Below are 18,081 nucleotides of genomic sequence, written 5' to 3'. Positions count from 1 at the left end.
TCGCAGGCGGTGGGGGCCGCCCTCCAGCTCAGGTCACCGGAACGTCGTCGGGCAGGGAGCGCCGTTCCAGCCGCCGCACCTCCCGCACCGCGAAGGGCACCGCCTCGGCGACGAGCATCGCCACCGCGACGACGACGAGCCACTCGCGCGCACCGACTGCGGCGGCGAGTGGGCCGGTGAGCGCCAGCCCGACCGGGCGCGCGAGGAACGAGCCGAGCTGGTCGAACGAGTACACGCGCGCCAGCAGGTGCTCCGGCACGTTCTCCTGGATCGCGAGGTCCCAGCCGACGCTGAAGATCTCCAGCCCGAAGCCGTGCAGGAACGCGCCGGCGACGACCAGCCACAGCGACGTGCTCCAGGCCATGGCCAGGGGGAAGCAGATGGTGAGCATCAGGAACAGCTCGCCGACCAGGAGGATGCGGCGTGGCTTCCACGCCAGGCTGAGCAGACCACCGCTGACGAAGCCGAGCATCATCGCCGACAGCGCGTACCCCCACGCCGGGCGGCTGATGCCCTCGCCCACCACCACCGGTCCCAGCACGCCCTGGGCCCCGCCGTAGAACAGGTGGTAGACGAGCGCCATGGCGATGCCGGCCCACAACCACGAGCGCCGCAGCACCTCGCGCAGGCCCTCGACGGCCTCGGCGAACGGGTGCCGCCGCGCGGCGGGCGCGGTGACCGGCGGCACCGAGATGCGCGTGAAGCAGGCGGCCGCGACCACGAAGGTCGCCGCGTCGACCAGCACCGCCCCGCCCGAGCCGACCCAGGCCACGACGAGGCCGGCGCCTGCGAACCCGAGGATGCTGGCGGCGTTCTGCGCCAGGCGTCGCAGCGTGATCGCCTGCCTCAGGACGTCGCCTGGCACCGTCTGCGGCGTGATGGCCTGCGCGCTGGGGCCGCCGAGCGAGCCGAGCGCGCCGTTCACGGCGCCGGCGACGGCGATGAGCCACACCGAGGCGACGCCGGTCAGCAAACTCACCGCGAGGGCGGCCTGGACGACGCCCGCGGCCGCGTTGGTTCCGCGCATCATGACCTGGCGGGGGAGCCGGTCGCCCAGCACGCCGCCGCCCACCACAGCAGCGATGTCGGCCAGCGCGTAGGTCGCGACGACCAGCCCCAGCTGAGTGACCGTCCCGCCGACGTCCAGCACCGCGAAGGCGATGGCGACCGGCGCGATGCTGTTCCCCAGCGTGTTGACCGTCGTTCCGGACAGGAGCCATCGGTAGCTCGAGAAGCGCAGGGGACGCGAGGAAGTGTCGGTCACGGCTGCAGATTAGTTAGCCAGCGAAATATTCGTCAACGAAGTTTCGTCGTATGCTTTCCGGCATGCCTCGCGACGCCGCCGACCTGCACGTCGAGCGCTGGCGCGACCACTGGGTGCTCGATGAGCCGTTCGACGACGCCGTCGAGGCCGCTGCCGTCCGGCTGATGCGCGTCGTGCGGTGGTTCGACGACACGACGAAGGAGGCGGTCGCGCAGGTCGGCCTGCAGGACTTCGAGTACGCCACCCTGCACGCGTTGATGATCCGCGACACCCCCGGCAAGGCCTCACCCGGCGACCTCGCGGAGGCCACGCACACGTCGAACGCCGGCATGACCGGACGGCTGGATGCCATGGAGCGCAAGGGCTGGCTCAAGCGGACGCCGAGCCCGGGCGACCGCCGGCGCGTCGACGTCGAGGCGACCCGAGCCGGTGTCGACATCTGGCGCCGGGCCATGCACCTGCGGGGCGCGGCCGAGAACCAGCTGGCCGACGTCCTCTCGCCCCGCGAGCTCGCCACGCTGAACCGGTTGCTGAAGAAGCTGACGCTGCACATCGAGTCCGCGACGCCCTGAGCACTGGACTTCGCGCCTGGGAGGGAACGACCGCCTGGTCCGCGTCCGCGCGGGACTTTCGCGTCCCCGCCGACGCGGTGCGGCGGAGCCGAGCAGCCTCGGGACGCGGCGCAGCGAGCGGTCGGGCGGCCGCTTCGCGACGGATGTCCGGTGTGCCCCCTTGACATCACGTTTCGTCAGGACGAAAGTTCCGCCCAGCGTCTGCAACTTCTTGCAGGCCGGTCGCCGGCGACCACATCGTGCACCGCACTCCTGCTCGGGGGGACGGTGCCCTCCCGACCCGCAACGAGGCGGGCCGGGCGCCGACCCTGCCTTGGAGGCGATGTGGCCCCCTGCTCGATCACCCGAATCCGACCCGGTCGCGGTGCGCCCCGGCGCCGCCGCTGGGCCGCAGCGTTGTCGCTGGCGGTCGCCGCCACCTCGGCCCTCGCCGCGAGCGTCACGACGAGCGCGCCAGCCGCGGCCTCGCCGCCGTCGAGCCGCGACGTCACCGCGGTGCTGTTCCAGTGGAACTGGCCGTCGGTCGCCAAGGCCTGCACTGACACCCTCGGGCCGGCCGGGTACGGCTACGTGCAGGTGTCGCCGCCTGAGGAGACGATCCAGGGCAGCCAGTGGTGGACGTCGTACCAGCCGGTGTCATACAAGATCGGGAACCGTCAGGGCACCCGCTCGCAGTTCGCCAGCATGGTGAGCACCTGCCACGCGGCCGGCGTCAAGGTGATCGCCGACTCGGTCATCAACCACATGAGCGCCGGCTCCGGCACGGGGACGGCGGGGACGACGTACTCCAAGTACACCTACCCGGGCCTGTACCAAGACCAGGACTTCCACTCCTGCCGCACGTCGATCAGCGACTACACCAATCGCTGGCAGGTGCAGAACTGCGAGCTGGTGGGCCTGTCCGACCTCAACACCGGCAGCGCGTACGTGCAGTCGACGATCGCGCGCTACCTGGACGACCTGCGCTCGCTCGGCGTCGACGGGTTCCGCATCGACGCGGCGAAGCACATTGCCGCCGCCGACCTGCAGGCCATCAAGTCACGGATGAGCGACCCGAACGCCTACTGGGTGCAGGAGGTCATCTACGGATCCGGTGAGCCGATCCAGCCCGACGAGTACACCGGCACCGGCGACGTCCACGAGTTCCGCTACGGCACGAACCTCAAGCGGGTGTTCACGAGCGGGAACCTCAAGGACCTCAACGCCTTCGGGCAGTCTTGGGGCATGCTGCCGTCGGCCGACGCCACCGTGTTCGTCGACAACCACGACACCGAGCGCAACGGCTCGACCCTGACCTACAAGGACGGGGCGACGTACACGCTCGCCAACGTCTTCATGCTCGGCTGGGACTACGGCTCGCCTGCCGTGCACTCGGGCTACGAGTTCAGCAACAACGACGCCGGGCCCCCGAACGGCGGTCAGGTCAACGCCTGCTACACCGACGGCTGGAAGTGCCAGCACGCGTGGTCGCAGATCAGCGGCATGGTCGGCTTCCACAACACCGTGCGCGGCACCGGCGTCACGAGCTGGTGGGACGACGGCAGCAACCGCATCGCCTTCGGGCGCGGATCAGCGGGCTACCTCGTCATCAACCACACGGGCTCGGCGTTCACCCGGACGTTCCAGACCTCCCTGCCGGCGGGCACCTACTGCGACGTCACCGACGGGCGGCCGTCGGGCAGCAGGTGCGCTGGCCAGGCGTTCACCGTCGACGGCAGCGGGCGCTTCACTGCCACGGTCGGCGCGCAGGACACCGTCGCGCTGCACGTGGGTGCGAAGGGCACGGCGACGACGTCGGCCACCAGCGCGTCGTTCGCCGTCAACGCCTCGACGACGTGGGGCCAGAACGTCTACGTGGTCGGCAACACCGCCGCGCTCGGCGGCTGGGACCCCGCCAAGGCGGTGCCGCTGTCGGCGGCCTCCTACCCCGTGTGGACCGGCTCGGTCTCGATGCCGGCGGGCACGGCGTTCGAGTACAAGTACGTCAAGAAGGACGGCTCCGGCAGCGTCACGTGGGAGAGCGGTGGCAACCGCACAGCCACGGTGCCGTCGTCCGGCACGGTGACGCTCGACGACACCTGGCGCAGCTGACCCGCACCGGTCGCCGTCCAGCAGCGGGGGTAGAACGTGGCAGCGGCGGTCAGCGCGATGACCGCCGCTGCCACGCTCACGGCGCCGGGGGGACACATGGGCCGCCCTGCGGCGGCGGTGGTCGACACCACCCCCCTGACTGCTGCCCGGGTGGACGTGCGGGCGGGCGGACGGGACCCGTCCGCCACTCGATCGTGACCCTCGCGGTTGTCGTCGGTACGTTCGCGCTCGCAGTCAGCGTGGGTCGCTGAACCTCGACGGCTCGAGGTCGTCAGGCGATCGGTGCCCGTTGCCAGTCCGAGTCCGCGTCATCGCGCCAGGCCTCCTCGTCCATCGCCAGATCGCTGAGCTGCCGTAGCCCGGGTGCGGCGCGCACCAGGTGGGCGAAGTGCACGAGACGGATGTCATCGGTCGGGTGACTACCGGCGCCGCAGTGGGCGCTCCAGTCCTCGCCGCGCTCTGCTGCTGGTTGACGGGCGGCCCACAGCAACGGCTCGCCGTCGTCCACGACGTGGGTGCACGAGAACGCCTGGTCGTCCGGTGGGTGGTCGCCGAGAGAGCCCTCGCCAAGGTGACCGGCCCGCTCGCGGCCGTGGGCTGACCCCCTAGCGGTTTGGACGACGGGCCGGTGGGCGGAGATGCTCGTCCTCATGACCTCCGCCACGGCTCGCCTGACCGCTGCGGGCGCCGCGCTGCTCCTTCCCTTGCTGGCGGGCTGCTCACCCGAGTCGTCGGCCCCGACCGGTAGCTCGTCACAGCCGACCGCCGAGGCGAGCGCGTCGCCGTCGTCATCCAGGGCCGGCGTCGAGGGGCAGGCCGCCGCGCAGCTCGAGGCGCAGTTCACGGCGCTCGAGCGACGGCGGGGCGGCCGGCTCGGCGTCTACGCGCTCGACACCGGATCAGACCGCAGCCTCTCGCACCGGGGCGACGAGCGGTTCGCCATGGCGTCCACCGTCAAGGTGCTGGCCGTCGCCGCCCTGCTCGACCGGTTGTCGGCAGCCGACCTGGGGCGCCGACTGCGTTGGACGTCGGGCGACCTGGTCGCCCACTCACCAGTCACCGAGCGGTTCGTCGATCGCGGGATGACCATTCGCCAGCTGATCGACGCGTCCCTGACCAGGAGCGACAACACGGCGGCCAACCTGCTGTTCGAGCAGGTGGGTGGCCCCACGACGGTGGGCGACTTCGTCGCCGCCGCAGGTGACGACATCACCTCGGTGGATCGCCGGGAGCCGGCCCTCAACGATTGGGCACCGGGGGAGACCAGGGACACCTCGACGCCGCGAGCCCTGGGTGGAACCCTCGCGACCCTCGTTCGTGGCGACGTCCTGGAGCCTGCGGACCGGCTGGTCCTCGAACGTGCGATGCGCGACAGCGTCACCGGAGCGGGGCTCGTGCGAGCCGGCGTACCCGACGGGTTCGTCGTCGAGGACAAGAGCGGCACAGCCCGTTACGGCGTGCGCAACGACGTGGCCATCGTGCGCCCTCCGGGCGGTCGGGCGCCGTGGATCCTGGCCGTCATGACGTCGCACGAGACAGCTGACGCCGAGCCGGACGACGAGCTCGTGGCAGCGGCGACGCGCATCGTCGTGCAGGCTCTGCGCTCCCCGGGCTGACGGCGCCGACCCCGGGCGCCAGAGGTCAGCGGCCACGCAGTCGATACGGTCGACGTCCGTCTGAGCGCTAGGGAGGGCTCATGATCGATCCCGCTTTCGTCGTCGGAGCGCTCGAGGTCGAGCGCACCGACCGTGGGGGCCTGCTGCCGCACCGCATCCCCGCGGCCGCTCGGGCACAGTCCGACGACCAGCAGCTGCACATGGTCGAGGCTCAGCCAGCCGGCGTGCGCCTGGCGTTCCGTACCGCGGCGCGTCACCTTGAGCTCGACGTGCTGCCCACGAAGCGGCGTTACGTCGGTGCTCCGCCTCGACCCGACGGCGTGTTCGACGTACTCGTCGACGGACAGCTCACCCACCAGCTCACAGCACCTGACGGCAACGTGCTGACGGTCGACATGATGTCCGGCGCGCGGACCGTCGAGCCGGGCGGCTCGAGCAGCCTGGTCGTCGACCTGGCGCCGGGGGAGAAGACGGTCGAGATCTGGTTGCCTCACGACGAGCAGACCGAGCTGCTTGCGTTGCGGGCCGACGCACCCCTCACGCCGGCCGCCTCGGAGCGACCGCGGTGGGTTCACCACGGCAGCTCGATCAGCCAGGGCTCCAACGCCGCCCATCCCACCGGCACGTGGCCCGTGGTCGCTGCGCGCCTCACCGGACTCGACCTCGTCAACCTCGGTCTCGGCGGTAGCGCGTTGCTCGACCCGTTCATCGCCCGCACCATCCGCGACACCCCCGCCGAGCGCATCAGCCTCGAGCTGGGCATCAACCTGGTGAACGCCGACCTGATGCGTCGCCGTGCTCTCGGCCCGGCCGTCCACGGGTGGCTCGACACCATCCGCGACAGGCACCCGGACACGCCGGTGCGCCTCATCACCCCGTTGTTCTGCGGCATCCACGAGCGCACGCCTGGTCCCGGCGCGCCGGACCTGGCCGCGATGGCCGAGGGCCGGGTCGCCTTCGTCGCCACCGGCGACCCCCAGGAGGTGGCCCGTGGTGCGCTCACGCTCGAGGTGGTGCGCGAGGTGCTCGGCGAGGTCGTCGAGCAGCGGCGTGATCCGCACCTGTCCTGCGTCGACGGGCTGGGCCTCTACGGCGCCGAGGACGCCAAGCGACTTCCCCTGCCCGACAACCTGCACCCCGACGCCGCCACGCACCGCCTCATCGGCGAGCGGTTCGCGGCGTTGGGGGACTGGTGAGGTCTTCGGGACGCACATCGTGGCAGCTGCTGTCAGCGGGCTGACCGCAGCTGCCACGATCGTGAGCGTGGGCCGCCGCGCTTCTCAGATGTCGAAGTAACACTGGTCCTCCGGGGCTCCGAAGCAGCCGTCATGCCGCTGACCTGCACGTTCTCACAGCCGCCGGACCGGCGGTAGGCGCCTGATCGGGTCCCGATGGGGCTGGCTTGTGCGAAAGCTGTGCCACGCGGCGGGGGTGGCGGCGCCGGTCTCCGGCTGCGCTGGCCTCAGTGCGCTGCGGGTAGCCAGACGGTGAACGTCGCGCCCTTCCCGGCGCCGTCGCTGGTGACTGAGATGTGGCCGCCGTGTGCGTCAGTGAGGGCCTTGGCGATCGCGAGCCCCAGGCCGGAGCCGCCGTCGGAGCGGCTGCGGGCGGCGTCGGCGCGGTAGAACCGCTCGAAGACGTGCGGCAGGTGCTCGGCGGCGATTCCCTCGCCGTCGTCCGACACGGCGATGGCGACACCCCCGGCGCGTGGCTCCACGGACATCGTGACCGCACCATGCGGAGGGGTGTGGCGCAGAGCGTTGTCGAGCAGGTTGCCGAGCACCTGGCCCATGCGATCCGGGTCGGCGTCGACGGCGGGCGTGCCGGGCGCTGCCACGACCTGGAGCTCGACGCCCCTGGCGGCGTAGCGGTCGGCAGCGGCGGCGGCCGCTGCGCGGGCGAGCTGTTCGGGCGGGGTCCGTTGAGCGCGCAGCTCCAGCCGGTACTCCTCCGCGCTGGAGACGGCGCTGACGTCGGAGGCTAGTCGGGTCAGCCGCCGGGTCTGCTCGTGCAGGACCGCGAGGGTCTCAGCGTCCAGCACCGCGACGCCGTCCTCAAGGCCCTCCAGGTAGGCGTCCAGGGTGGTGACCGGCGTACGAAGCTCGTGCGCCAGGTCGGCGAGCAGGCGGCTGCGGGTCTGCTCGACACTGCCGAGGCGCACCGCCATCGCGTTGAAGGCGCCACCGAGCTCGTCGAACTCCTCGCCGAGCCCGGCCGGCGGCACGCGCGCCTCGTAGTGCCCGGCGGCGACGTCAGTCGCCGCGTCAGCCACGGCGGCCACGGACCGGCCGACGCGGCGCGTGACGTAGATGCTGACGCCCAGGGCTGTGGCCAGAGCAGCCAGCAAGGCGAGGGTGAGCGAGATGACGGTCGCCGAGCGGAACGCCTCCTCGGCGTGCGTCACCTCGGCCGGCGAGGCGGCGACACCGGCGCGCCGCAGGTGCTCGTGGAACAGGGGTGGGCCGATCGCCACCGTGACCACCCAGGCGGTGACCGCGCCGGCCACGAGCACGAGCAACTGGGCAAGCAGGAGCCGGACCGTCAGGTTGCCCGTCCAGGACTCCCGCACGCGGGTCACGTCCCCGTCCCCAGCCGGTAGCCGACGCCGCGGACCGTCCGGACGAACCGCGGGGCTGCCGGATCGTCGCCCAGCTTGCGTCGAAGGTGGGCGACGTGGACGTCGACGAGGTGCTCGTCACCGACCCACGTCTCACCCCAGACGGCGTCGATGAGCTGGCGCCGGGTGAAGGCCAGCTTCGGGCGGCCGGCCAGCGTGGCGAGCAGGTCGAACTCGGTCGGGGTCAAGGGGACGGGCTCCCCGTCCAGGTGAACCTCGTGGCCCGCGAGGTCGAGGACCAGCCCGCCGATGACGCGGGGCGGCTGCTCCTCGAGCGGCGGCAACGGGTCGGTCGTCAAGCGCGGCCGGCGCAGCATGACGTGAATCCGCGCGACCAGTTCACGCGGGCTGAACGGCTTGGTCATGTAGTCGTCCGCACCGACGGACAGCCCGATGAGCTTGTCCACCTCCTCCGCGCGGGCGGTGAGCATCACGACGTAGCAGTCGGAGAACGTCCGAAGCCGGCGGCACACCTCGACGCCGTCCACGACCGGTAGGCCCAGGTCCAGCACGACGACGTCCGGGTCCGCGGTCCTGGCGAGCTCCAGTGCGGTGCCGCCGTCGTGAGCGGTGGAGACCTCGAAGCCGTCGCGCTCCAGGTAGCCGGCCACCAAGGTCACCAGCGGCTGCTCGTCGTCGACCACCAGCACTCGACGTTGGCGCTCTGTCAACGGGCGCGCGGCGCTCCGGCCTGACGGCTGACTCATGGGACCAGTCTCCCGCGCCCGGCCGGGCCGTAGAGGTCGGCGCGCAGGCCGAGCACCAGGACTCAGCGCTGCGTGGTCGTCGGGTCGAGCTCCAGCAGGCGCCGGGCCTCGAGGTACTGCTGTTCGTTGAGCTCACCGGCGGCGAACCGACGGTCCAGAATCTCGCGCGGCGAGTCACCTGCCGGTGCTGCCTGCGTTGCCGGTGGCTGCGGGCGGTTCGTCAGACGGACCACGGCCCAGACGATGGCGCCAATGACCACGACCCAGAACAGCACCATGGCGATCATGCCGACCCACCAGCCGCCGTCGCCGTACCAACCCATCATGTCGACCTCCCGGCCTCGTTGATGACTCGAGCGTCGCAGTGCAGTTCCGCTGCTAGGGGCGAGGTTCCATGAAGGTTGGGTCAAGCCTGGTTGGTCTTGACCCAACCTTCATGGAACGACCACGGTTCGCCAGGGTTCCGGCGGCGAGGGTTGGCTCATGACGTCATCCCCGATCTCCCGGCGTACCGCGCTGACCGGCTTGGTGCTGCTGGGCGCCGGCGGCGCAGCAGCCCTGACCGCGTGCTCTTCCGGAGATCGGCCGGTGGGAGCCGGTGCCATCGCGGCTGCGGAGTCGGCCCGACCGACCAGCGGGCGCACGCGCACCTACCGGGTGAACGCACGACGTGCGCAGGTCGACCTCGGCGGCCGAGTCGTCGACACCTGGGCCTACGGCGACCAGGTCCCGGGCACGATGCTGCGCGCCACCGCGGGTGACCGTGTGCGGGTGGCGTTCACCAACGAGCTGCCTGAGGAGACCAGCGTCCACTGGCACGGGCTCGCCATCCGCAACGACATGGACGGCGTCCCGCACCTGACGAGCGAGCCGGTCGCGGCCGGTGGCCGGTTCGACTTCGACTTCACCGTCCCCGACCCCGGCACCTACTGGTTCCACCCGCACAGCGGCCTGCAGCTCGACCGCGGGCTGTACGCCCCGTTCGTCATCGACGACCCGAGCGAGCCCGGCGACTACGACGCCGAGTGGGTCGTGGTGCTCGACGACTGGACGGACGGGGTCGGCCCGACGCCTGAGCAGATCTTCGCCGACCTCAAGCGCGGCGGCGGCTCCATGGGTGGCATGGACATGGGGGACGGCTCCATGGGCGGCATGGGCATGGGCGGGGACGGTGGCGACGTCAGGTACCCGCTGTACCTCGTCAACGGCCGGGCACCCACCGATCCCGACGTCTTGCGGGCCAAGGCCGGCCAGCGCGTGCGCATCCGGTTGATCAACGCCGCCGCGGACACCATCTTCGACATGGCGCTCGGCGCTCACCGGATGACGGTCACGCACAGCGACGGGTATCCGGTGGAGCCGGCCCAGACAGGGTCCCTGCGTCTGGGCATGGGGGAGCGCTACGACGTCGTCGTCACCCTCGGCTCGGGCGTGTTCCCCCTCGCCGCACAGCCGTTGGGCAAGCAGGGGCAGGCCGTGGCGCTCGTGCGCACCGCGTCCGGTCCGGTGCCGCCATCCGGATACCGGCCGCCCGAGCTGGACACCCCGCCGTTGACCGTCGTTGATCTGTCCGCCGCGTCCGGGTCTGCGCTGCCCGCCCGGTCGCCGGACTCACGGCAGGACGTCGCGCTCAGCGGCAGCATGAGCGGCTACGTCTGGACGATCAACGGCCGCACCTACGACAAGACGCGACCACTCACCGTGCGCCAGGGGCAGATGACGCGTCTGCGCATCACGAACCACTCGATGATGGGCCACCCGCTGCACGTGCACGGCCACACCTTCCAGCTCGGCCCCGCCGGCGGTAGGGGTCCACGCAAAGACACCGTCCTGGTCCCACCCATGGGCGGCCTGGAGGCCGACCTTCTGGCCGACAACCCCGGCCGGTGGATGGTCCACTGCCACAACGCCTACCACGCCGAGGCCGGCATGATGACCCGACTGGACTACCAGGCGACGTAGCGGTCAGGAGGCGGCGAGCCGCGAGGCCAGGCCGGTCAGCACACCCAGGACGACGGAGCAGACGGCGGCGGCGACGGCTGCTCGCGCCGCCCACGGGCGCGGTACGAACGCGCCTCGTGCTGTCCGCTCGGTTCCCAGGCCCCGCTCGTAGAGCGGCGCGATCCAGCGCAGGTAGTAGAACAGGCTGGCGACGGAGTTCACCACCAGCACGACGACGAGCCACGCCGCGCCACCGTCCCAGGCCGCCGCCGAGACGAGGAGCTTGCCCGCGAAGACGGCGGTGGGCGGCGTGCCGACCAGGCCAAGCAGGCAGACGAGCAACGCGGCGGCCAGTGCCGGGCGCGACCGGCCGAGGCCCCGGTACGCGGACAGATCACGCCGCTGCGGGAAGGCGGCCGTGACAGCGAACGCTCCGAGGTTCGTGACGGCGTACGCCGCGAGGTAGACGAGCAGCGCTGGGCGTGCAAGGTCGGAGTGGCCGGCCACGGCCACGGGCAGCAGCAGGTAGCCGACCTGGCTGACCGTCGACCACCCCAGCAGCCGCCGCGGGTCGCGCTGGGAGTAGGCAGCCAGGTTGCCCAGCGTCATGCTGGCGGCCGCCACGACGCCGACGAGCAGCCACCAGCGCAAGGGGCCGGGCAGTGCGTCGACGAACCGGTACGTCGCCAGCAGGGCGCCCACCTTGGGCACGGTGGTCAGGAACGCGGCCGCGGTCGCACCCGTGCCCTGAGCGGCGTCCGGGACCCAGAAGTGGGCCGGGACGGCGCCGGACTCGAAGAGCAGCCCACCGAGCACAGCCACCACGCCGACGGCGAGGGCCGCGGACGGCGCCCGACCCAGCCCCTGCCCCAGCTCGGCGTACGTGGTGCCGCCCGCGAGACCGTAGAGCAACGTGACGCCGAGCAGCATGACGATGCCGAACAGAGCACCGAGAAGGTAGGTCTTCAGCGCCGCCTCGCCAGCACCCGGCGTGCGTGGCAGACCGATGAGGCCGTAGAGCGGCACGCTGGTGAGCAGGAAGGCGACGGCGAGGACGAGCAAGTCGCTGGCGCCGGCGAGCAGCATGGCGCCGGCAGCCGAGAGGAGCAACAGCGCGTAGGTCTCGCTCTCGCGGACGTCGTCGGCGAGCTCGTCCACGCCGAGCCCGATGACGAGCAGCGTCGACGCCGCGACGACCAGTCGCACGACGCCCGTTGCGGTGTCGACGGTGAAGGTGCCGGAGTAGACGAGGCGCACTGGCCCGGCGAGCCCCACCCCGGCGGCCGCGCCGGAGGCCAGCAGGGCCGCCACGGCCACCAGCCGCGGCAGCCACTGGCGCCGCCGCGGCACGAACGAGCCCAGCACCAGCGCCGACAGCGCACCGACCAGCAGCAGCAGCTCCGGCAGCAGGGCAAGCGGGTGCATCGCCATCTGGGCTTCGGTGACGGCCGGCACTAGCGTCCCACCAGCCGCACGACGGCGTCAGCGGCCGGCTCGACGACGTCCAGGAGCACCCGGGGCAGCACGCCGATCAGCAGGGACAGCGCCAGCAGCGGCAGCACGGACCACGTCTCGGTGCCGACGAGGTCGGTGAACTCCTCGGAGCGACCTCGGACCGGGCCGGCGACCAACCGTTGCAGCGCAACGAGGAACAGCGCGGCGGTGATGACAATGCCGGGCAGGGCCAGCAGCGCCACCGGAACGGCGGCGATGCTGCCGGTGAACACCTGGAACTCGGCGATGAAGCCGCTGAACCCCGGGAGCCCGAGCGAGGCGAAGGACGCGACGGCCAGCAGGGCGGTGAACCGCGGGGCCGGACCGGCAAGGCCGCCGAATGCTCCCAAGTCGTAGGTTGCGGCGCGCCGGTGCAGCACGCCGGCGAGCAGGAACAGTGCCGCCGTGATCAGGCCGTGGCTGACCATCTGCGTCACCGCACCGGACACCGCCACCGACCGCGCGTGCGCGTCGCTGCCCGACACGAAGCCCGCTGCTCCCACGGCGACCACCACGTACCCCATGTGGTTGACCGACGTGTACGCCACCATCCGCTTGAAGTCCTTCTGCGCCAGGGCGACCAGTGCGCCGTACAGCACCGAGACGATGCCGACGGCGAGGATGACGCCCGACCACGCCCGCCAGGACGCCGGGAGCATCGGCATCGCGATGCGCACGAACCCGTAGGTGCCCATCTTCAGCAGCACGCCGGCCAGCACCGCGGACCCGATCGCCGGGGCGTCGGTGTGCGCCGGCGGCAGCCAGGTGTGGAAGGGGAAGGTCGGCGTCTTGACCGCCAGGCCCAGCAGCACCGCCGCCAGCACGAGCCCTCCGGCTGTCCCCGAGAGCGGCGGGTGCGCCGCCAGCTCCAGCATGTCGAAGGTGTGCGGTGACGAGCCGACGTAGAGGCCGATGAAGCCAAGCAGCAGGGCCAGCGAGCCCAGGAACGTGTACAGGAAGAACTTCAGCGCCGAGCGGGCCGCGTCGCCGTGTCCCCAGCCGGCGATCACCAGGTACATGCCGACGATCGACAGGTCGAACCACACGAAGAACACCAGCAGGTCTGCGGCGATGAACAGGCCGATGCAGGTCGCCTGGAGGAACAGGAAGAGCGCGGCGCGCGGACGTGGGCGCTCGTCGTCGCGGAGCGCGTAGACGGCGCAGGCCAGGAACACCACGCAGGTCAGGGCGACCAACGGTAGGGACAGACCGTCGAGGCCGACGTGGTAGCTGCTGCGGACTCCGGGGATCCACGGCACGCGCTCCTCGTAGGCCAGGGACCCCGAGGCCGGCGTCCGGTAGCCGGCCCAGAGAACGGCGACGAGCACCACCTCGACGCCGGTGACGCCCAGCCACCACCAGCGCACTGCCGCCGACGGCAGGCGCGGGACAGCGGCAGCGACCAGGGCGGCCACGAGGGGCAGGACGACGAGCAGGCTGAGCACAGTCACCTCACCACGATCAGGAGCACGACGGCCACGGTGAGCACCGCGACGGCTTGCAGGTAGTACTGGTGCAGCTGGCCGGTCTGGGGCCGGCGCGCGAGGCGCCCCGCTCCGCGTACCGCCGAGGCGAGCCGCTCGACGGCAGCGTCGAGGGCGCCCTCGTCCCACCGGCCGGCGGCGCGCGCACCGGCCGTCGCAAGGCGTACCGCGCCGCGGACCGCGCCGTCGACGACGGCGTCGTCGAACGACGACAACCGTTGCGCCAGAGCCGCTGTGGGTTGCGCGACCACAGCGTCGGCCGCCCTCTCGAGCCGGAGCCACCCAACAGCCCAGTCCGGTTGCGGTAGCCGGTCCAGCCACGCCGGACGCCGGGCCACCACCACGGTCAGCCCGAGAACCGCTGTGGCCAGCAGCCCGGTCACCGCCATCTCGGCGGCCGAGGCCGAGGGTTCGTCGGGGCGCCCGAGCACCCCGCGGAGGCGGTCCCCGAAGGGCGGCAGCACCAGCAGCTCGAGCACGGCGGCACCGGCCGCCAGCACCATCACCGGGAGCCGTTCGAGACCGCCGACGTGCCGGGTGCCGGCGTGCTCGTCGTCCCAGGCGTCAGCCGTCGTGGACAGCGGAGCGCGCCAGACCTGTACCAGGGCCTTGCCGGCGTACGCCGCCGAGACGACGGCGGCAAGGAGGAGCAGGCCGAACAACGGCACAGACCGGTGCCGGGCGACGGCGAGGACGTCGTCCTTCGTGGCCCACAGAGCCAGCGGCGGCAGCCCGGCGAGCGACAGCAGGGCCACGCTCGCCGCGACGCCCAGCGTGCGCCAGCGTCGGGCGACGCCCCGCAACCCGACGAGATGTCGGGTCCCGAGGGCCGTGAGCCACGCACCGGCGGCCAGGAAGAGCGCGGCCTTCGTCGCGGCGTGGGCGACGAGCTGGGCCGTGCCACCGGCCACCGCACCGACGCCCGCGCCGGCGACCACGAACCCGAGCTGGGAGGCGGTCGACGCAGCGAGCAGCTGCTTGAGGTCCCGTTGGGTGACCGCGACGACCCCCATCAGCAGGGCGGTCGCCGCCCCTAGCCAGGCCGCGACGTCCGCGACCCACGGGGTGGCCGCCAGCAGGGGCTCCAGGCGCAGCAGCAGGTAGCCGCCCATGGCCACCATCGCGGCCGAGTGCAGCAGGGCGCTGACCGGGCTCGGACCGTCCATCGCCCGGGAGAGCCAGAACGAGAACGGCAGCTGCGCGGCCTTGCCGAGAGCGGCCACCAGCACGCCCACCGCGATGACATCGCGCCAGCCCGGCGGCGCGGAGGCGAGGTCCGCCAGGGCAAGACCGTGCCCCCCGGCGAGGGCGGCGCCCGCGGCGGCGTACAGGCCGAGGTCGGCGGTCCGGGTCGTGAGGAAAGCCACCGCTCCGGAGGCCAGTCGGCGCGGCTCCTGCCACCAGAAGCCGATGAGTGCGTACGACGTCGCTCCCATGACCTCCCAGGCGGCCAGCAGGGTGGGCAGCGTCGTGGCCGTGACGGTGACGAGCACCGCCCCCTCGAACAGCAGCATGAGGCCGTGGAACCGCCAGCGCGCCGAGCCGACGTCAACGCTCGCGAAGACCAGCACGAGCAGGGCGACGGCCGCGACGGTCACGAGCAGGACCGCGGCGAGGCCGTCGACCGCCAGGCCGAAGCTGCTGCCCGCGAGGAACGGCGCAGCGACCCGCGGGTGCGAGGTCGCCGTCACGATCGCGAGCGCGAGAACCGCTGCGGCGCAGACGGTAGAGACGGTCGAGGCGACCCGGTCGGCGCGCGGCCCGACGAGGCACAGCAGTCCTCCGACGACCAGGGGCAACAGCACCAGGGCCCACAGCGCTGCCGTCATCGCGAGAGCTCCGAGGCCATGTCGGTCATGTCGGCGCCGCGTGAACGGTGCAGCAGCGTGGCCACGGCGAAGCCCATCGCCATCTCGATCGTCATCGCGGCGATCACGACGAGCAGGAGCACCTGCCCGGTGGGCGCGGGCGCCAAGTACCACCAGCACGCCGCCGCAGCCAGGATGACGGCGTTGATCATCAGCTCCAGGCCCATCATCACCATGACGACGACCTGCTGGGAGATGGCGCCGTACAGGCCGACGCTGAACAGCGCGGCGGCGACGAGGAGCACAGCTTGCAGGGTCATCGGCCCACCCCTCCGGGCATCGGGTCGGCGGTGGGCCGGCGGCGCAGGTCGTCGCCCAAGCGGTCGTACCGGCCGCCGGGGTTGGCCAGCCCGACGCCGCCGACGATGGCCGCGACCATGACGGGGCTGAGGGCCATCATCACGAGCATCTTGGAGCCCATGAGGGCGTGCCCGAGCGCCACCGTGGCGTCGCCGGCACGGTGGCTGGGCGGCCGCACGGGCCACGGGACCAGGAGCGCCCCTGCCCCCAGGACGACGAAGCAGCCGATCGCGGCGGCGAGGGCTTTGCGGTTGTCGTGCACCATGCTCATGGGCATGAGCGCGGGGTTCATCCCCATGAACATCACCATGTAGACAGCCATGACGGCCATCTCCATGACCATCATGAGCACGGTGACCACGCCGACGTAGTGCAGGTCGACCAGGAGCAGCGCGAGACCCACGGCAACGAACGACACGGCTAGCGCGTACGTCGCACGGGCCATGGAGTCGACGCGGAACACCGCCACACCGGCCGCCACTGAGACGACAGCGAGCACCCAGAAGACGATCCCTGTCAGCACGTCAGCTCCTCACGACCACGACGACGGAAACCACGAGCAGCTGCAGCAACGTGGCGGGCAGCAGCACGATCCAGCCGACCTCCGCGAACCGCTCGGGCCGCACGGCGGGCAGGCGGCGGCGTGCGGCAACCAGCGCTGCTAACAGCAGACACGTCTTCACGACGCTCCACAGCCACTGCGGCAGAACGGGTCCGCCGCCTCCACCCAGAAACATCGGGACAGCGAACGCCGCCCCGGCCGACAGCAAGGCGTAACGCCCCGCCTGCAGCAGCAGGCGGTCGACACCGGAGGTCTCGGCGAGCACGCCGCCGGACACGTCCGCACCCGCCGGCGTGGAGAAGGGACCGGAGACGGAAAACCCGAGGACCCCGACGCAGTACACGAGGAAGGCCACCGGCATCCAGGCCACGAACCACAGGTGATCCTGCGCCTGTGCGATGTCGAGCAGCCGCAGGCTCCCCGCGCCGACGGCCGGGGCCGTGAGGGCAAACATCAACGGCAGCTCATAGCCCAGAGCCAGCGCCAGGAAACGGTAACCACCGACCAGCGCGTGGGCCGAGTTGGGGCCCCAGCCGGCCAGCCAGACGAATGCCCAGACGGTCACGTCCATGGCGTTGAACCACACCACCCCGACGTCCAGGTCGGCAACCACCTGGTGCCCCCAGGGGACGATGGCCACCATCAACACTGCGGCGACCACCAGGCCGGGGCCGGTGACCCGCCACAGCAGCGTGTCGGCCTGCAGCGTCGTCCGGCGCTGTTGGTGCAGCAGGCGCGCGGCCTCCTGCAGCGGCGCCGCGGCGCGTCGACCGACCGGCAGGCCGTGGCCGCGCGTGGCCAGGACGGCGTCCAGGCAGGCGGCGCCGAGCGCGAGCACGAGGAGCCACGCCGCAACCAGAGCGGGAGCCCACCAGCTCGACGTCACGGCCGCCACTGCGGAGTCACCCATGGAGCACCGCCTCGGCCGGCAACCGGTCGGTTCGCAGGTCCAGGGACGCCACCACGAGGCGGACGGCGGCCAGCTCCAGGCCCGTGACCGCGTCGCACAGCCCCTCAAGAGCGCTGGCGGGGTCGAGATCCGGCGAGGGGAGATCGCCACGGAGATGGGCGGTGGCGTCGTCCAGCAGCGCGAGCAGCCGCGCGTACACGTCCGAACCCGTGGCGAGCGCCCCGGACGCCGGCCCGGTGCGCCGCAGCGTCCACCGCAGCATGCGCGACCTGGTCACCTGCCGACGCAACGCCTCCACATCGGGGATGAGCGACGCTGGTTCGGCGGGAGGGTCGACCACCAAACGGTCACGCAGGCGCTGCGCCGTCCCGGCCGGATCGGACCAGCCGGTGAGCGCGAGCACCGAGCTCGCGGCGTCGAGACTGCGCGCCGCCCGCTCCGTCCCGGACGGCTGCTCGGTCCTCGGCCCGAGGTCGCCGCCGCGCAGCAGCTGCGCCTCGGCCGAGGTAACGACATCGCCCGCGAGGGTGCACCGCAGCAGGAGCCCCGCCGGCCAGTGGACGAGCACCGGACCCAACGGAACCTGCAGGACGTCCATCTCCAGCCCGTCGCGATCCGGCGCGCCGGAGGCAAGAGGAATCCCTGACGGCGCCAT

Annotated in this window: 17 protein-coding genes; 5 read left to right on the top strand and 12 right to left on the bottom strand. The window is 72.1% G+C overall.

Going from position 1 to position 18,081, the window contains the following annotated elements; translation table 11 throughout:
* Positions 1–28 precede the first annotated feature (28 nt).
* The gene (locus tag ASD06_RS12005) at positions 29–1,264 is read right to left on the bottom strand and encodes an MFS transporter (RefSeq protein ID WP_056677651.1); all 1,236 of its coding nucleotides are present in this window, start codon (positions 1,262–1,264) and stop codon (positions 29–31) included.
* Positions 1,265–1,326: 62 nt separating this feature from the next.
* On the opposite strand from ASD06_RS12005, the gene ASD06_RS12000 reads away from it, so the two are divergent.
* A complete protein-coding gene (locus ASD06_RS12000; protein ID WP_200942124.1) occupies positions 1,327–1,836 on the top strand; it encodes a MarR family winged helix-turn-helix transcriptional regulator in 510 nt (169 codons plus the stop codon).
* A 396-nt stretch (positions 1,837–2,232) separates the two neighbouring features.
* A complete protein-coding gene (locus ASD06_RS11995) occupies positions 2,233–3,927 on the top strand; it encodes a carbohydrate-binding module family 20 domain-containing protein (RefSeq protein WP_082537989.1) in 1,695 nt (564 codons plus the stop codon).
* Between the two features lie 271 nt (positions 3,928–4,198).
* On the opposite strand, the gene ASD06_RS18915 is transcribed toward ASD06_RS11995, so the two are convergent.
* Complete coding sequence (locus ASD06_RS18915; RefSeq protein WP_157371681.1) at positions 4,199–4,435, bottom strand: hypothetical protein; 237 nt, start codon at positions 4,433–4,435, stop codon at positions 4,199–4,201.
* A 142-nt stretch (positions 4,436–4,577) separates the two neighbouring features.
* On the opposite strand from ASD06_RS18915, the gene bla reads away from it, so the two are divergent.
* Positions 4,578–5,543 carry a class A beta-lactamase gene (gene bla, locus ASD06_RS11985; protein WP_056677867.1) on the top strand — a complete coding sequence of 322 codons (966 nt, stop codon included), beginning with the start codon at positions 4,578–4,580 and terminating at the stop codon, positions 5,541–5,543.
* An 80-nt stretch (positions 5,544–5,623) separates the two neighbouring features.
* Positions 5,624–6,739: an SGNH/GDSL hydrolase family protein gene (locus tag ASD06_RS11980; protein WP_056677642.1), complete on the top strand. Its 1,116-nt coding sequence runs from the start codon at positions 5,624–5,626 to the stop codon at positions 6,737–6,739.
* A 266-nt stretch (positions 6,740–7,005) separates the two neighbouring features.
* On the opposite strand, the gene ASD06_RS11975 is transcribed toward ASD06_RS11980, so the two are convergent.
* From ASD06_RS11975 to ASD06_RS11965, 3 genes are all read right to left on the bottom strand, one after another.
* The gene (locus ASD06_RS11975; protein ID WP_082537971.1) at positions 7,006–8,121 is read right to left on the bottom strand and encodes a cell wall metabolism sensor histidine kinase WalK; all 1,116 of its coding nucleotides are present in this window, start codon (positions 8,119–8,121) and stop codon (positions 7,006–7,008) included.
* Complete coding sequence (locus tag ASD06_RS11970) at positions 8,118–8,867, bottom strand: response regulator transcription factor (protein ID WP_056677639.1); 750 nt, start codon at positions 8,865–8,867, stop codon at positions 8,118–8,120. The genes ASD06_RS11975 and ASD06_RS11970 overlap by 4 nt, the downstream gene beginning before the upstream one ends.
* 62 nt (positions 8,868–8,929) lie before the next feature.
* Entirely contained in the window at positions 8,930–9,190 is a 261-nt protein-coding gene (locus tag ASD06_RS11965) for an SHOCT domain-containing protein (RefSeq protein WP_200942119.1), read from the bottom strand.
* A 160-nt stretch (positions 9,191–9,350) separates the two neighbouring features.
* Between ASD06_RS11965 and ASD06_RS11960 the strand changes: the two genes are divergently transcribed.
* Positions 9,351–10,829 carry a multicopper oxidase family protein gene (locus ASD06_RS11960; protein WP_056677633.1) on the top strand — a complete coding sequence of 493 codons (1,479 nt, stop codon included), beginning with the start codon at positions 9,351–9,353 and terminating at the stop codon, positions 10,827–10,829.
* Positions 10,830–10,832: 3 nt separating this feature from the next.
* Here the strand turns inward: ASD06_RS11960 and ASD06_RS11955 are convergent, their stop codons facing one another.
* From ASD06_RS11955 to ASD06_RS18910, 7 genes are read right to left on the bottom strand one after another with little or no spacing between them, the layout of a single operon-like run.
* The gene (locus tag ASD06_RS11955; protein ID WP_056677861.1) at positions 10,833–12,233 is read right to left on the bottom strand and encodes an NADH-quinone oxidoreductase subunit N; all 1,401 of its coding nucleotides are present in this window, start codon (positions 12,231–12,233) and stop codon (positions 10,833–10,835) included.
* A gap of 29 nt (positions 12,234–12,262) precedes the next feature.
* On the bottom strand, positions 12,263–13,747 hold the full coding sequence (locus ASD06_RS11950; RefSeq protein WP_056677630.1) for a NuoM family protein: 1,485 nt from the start codon (positions 13,745–13,747) through the stop codon (positions 12,263–12,265).
* Positions 13,748–13,749: 2 nt separating this feature from the next.
* Positions 13,750–15,615, bottom strand: coding sequence for a proton-conducting transporter membrane subunit (locus ASD06_RS11945; protein ID WP_056677627.1), 1,866 nt, complete (start codon positions 15,613–15,615; stop codon positions 13,750–13,752).
* A complete protein-coding gene (locus ASD06_RS11940) occupies positions 15,612–15,914 on the bottom strand; it encodes an NADH-quinone oxidoreductase subunit K (protein WP_056677623.1) in 303 nt (100 codons plus the stop codon). Before ASD06_RS11940 ends, ASD06_RS11945 begins: the two co-directional genes overlap by 4 nt.
* Positions 15,911–16,477 carry an NADH-quinone oxidoreductase subunit J gene (locus tag ASD06_RS11935; protein ID WP_056677621.1) on the bottom strand — a complete coding sequence of 189 codons (567 nt, stop codon included), beginning with the start codon at positions 16,475–16,477 and terminating at the stop codon, positions 15,911–15,913. The genes ASD06_RS11940 and ASD06_RS11935 overlap by 4 nt, the downstream gene beginning before the upstream one ends.
* A gap of 1 nt (position 16,478) precedes the next feature.
* The gene (locus ASD06_RS11930) at positions 16,479–17,426 is read right to left on the bottom strand and encodes an NADH-quinone oxidoreductase subunit H (RefSeq protein ID WP_056677618.1); all 948 of its coding nucleotides are present in this window, start codon (positions 17,424–17,426) and stop codon (positions 16,479–16,481) included.
* Positions 17,419–18,081, bottom strand: a complete 663-nt coding sequence (locus ASD06_RS18910) for a hypothetical protein (RefSeq protein WP_157371680.1) — start codon at positions 18,079–18,081, stop codon at positions 17,419–17,421. The genes ASD06_RS11930 and ASD06_RS18910 overlap by 8 nt, the downstream gene beginning before the upstream one ends.

It is taken from the genome of Angustibacter sp. Root456 (genome assembly GCF_001426435.1).
Taxonomy (GTDB): domain Bacteria; phylum Actinomycetota; class Actinomycetes; order Actinomycetales; family Angustibacteraceae; genus Angustibacter.
This window is presented reverse-complemented; position numbering and strand designations above follow the sequence as displayed.

Excerpts from the sequence above, each read along its gene's own strand:
- ASD06_RS12000 (WP_200942124.1), top strand. The coding sequence starts at position 1,327 with ATGCCTCGCGACGCCGCCGACCTGCACGTCGAGCGCTGGCGCGACCAC.
- bla (WP_056677867.1), top strand. The coding sequence starts at position 4,578 with ATGACCTCCGCCACGGCTCGCCTGACCGCTGCGGGCGCCGCGCTGCTC.
- ASD06_RS11980 (WP_056677642.1), top strand. The coding sequence starts at position 5,624 with ATGATCGATCCCGCTTTCGTCGTCGGAGCGCTCGAGGTCGAGCGCACC.
- ASD06_RS11970 (WP_056677639.1), bottom strand. The coding sequence starts at position 8,867 with ATGAGTCAGCCGTCAGGCCGGAGCGCCGCGCGCCCGTTGACAGAGCGC.
- ASD06_RS11965 (WP_200942119.1), bottom strand. The coding sequence starts at position 9,190 with ATGGGTTGGTACGGCGACGGCGGCTGGTGGGTCGGCATGATCGCCATG.
- ASD06_RS11960 (WP_056677633.1), top strand. The coding sequence starts at position 9,351 with ATGACGTCATCCCCGATCTCCCGGCGTACCGCGCTGACCGGCTTGGTG.
- ASD06_RS11955 (WP_056677861.1), bottom strand. The coding sequence starts at position 12,233 with ATGCACCCGCTTGCCCTGCTGCCGGAGCTGCTGCTGCTGGTCGGTGCG.
- ASD06_RS11945 (WP_056677627.1), bottom strand. The coding sequence starts at position 15,615 with ATGACGGCAGCGCTGTGGGCCCTGGTGCTGTTGCCCCTGGTCGTCGGA.
- ASD06_RS11940 (WP_056677623.1), bottom strand. The coding sequence starts at position 15,914 with ATGACCCTGCAAGCTGTGCTCCTCGTCGCCGCCGCGCTGTTCAGCGTC.
- ASD06_RS11930 (WP_056677618.1), bottom strand. The coding sequence starts at position 17,426 with ATGGGTGACTCCGCAGTGGCGGCCGTGACGTCGAGCTGGTGGGCTCCC.
- ASD06_RS18910 (WP_157371680.1), bottom strand. The coding sequence starts at position 18,081 with ATGGCGCCGTCAGGGATTCCTCTTGCCTCCGGCGCGCCGGATCGCGAC.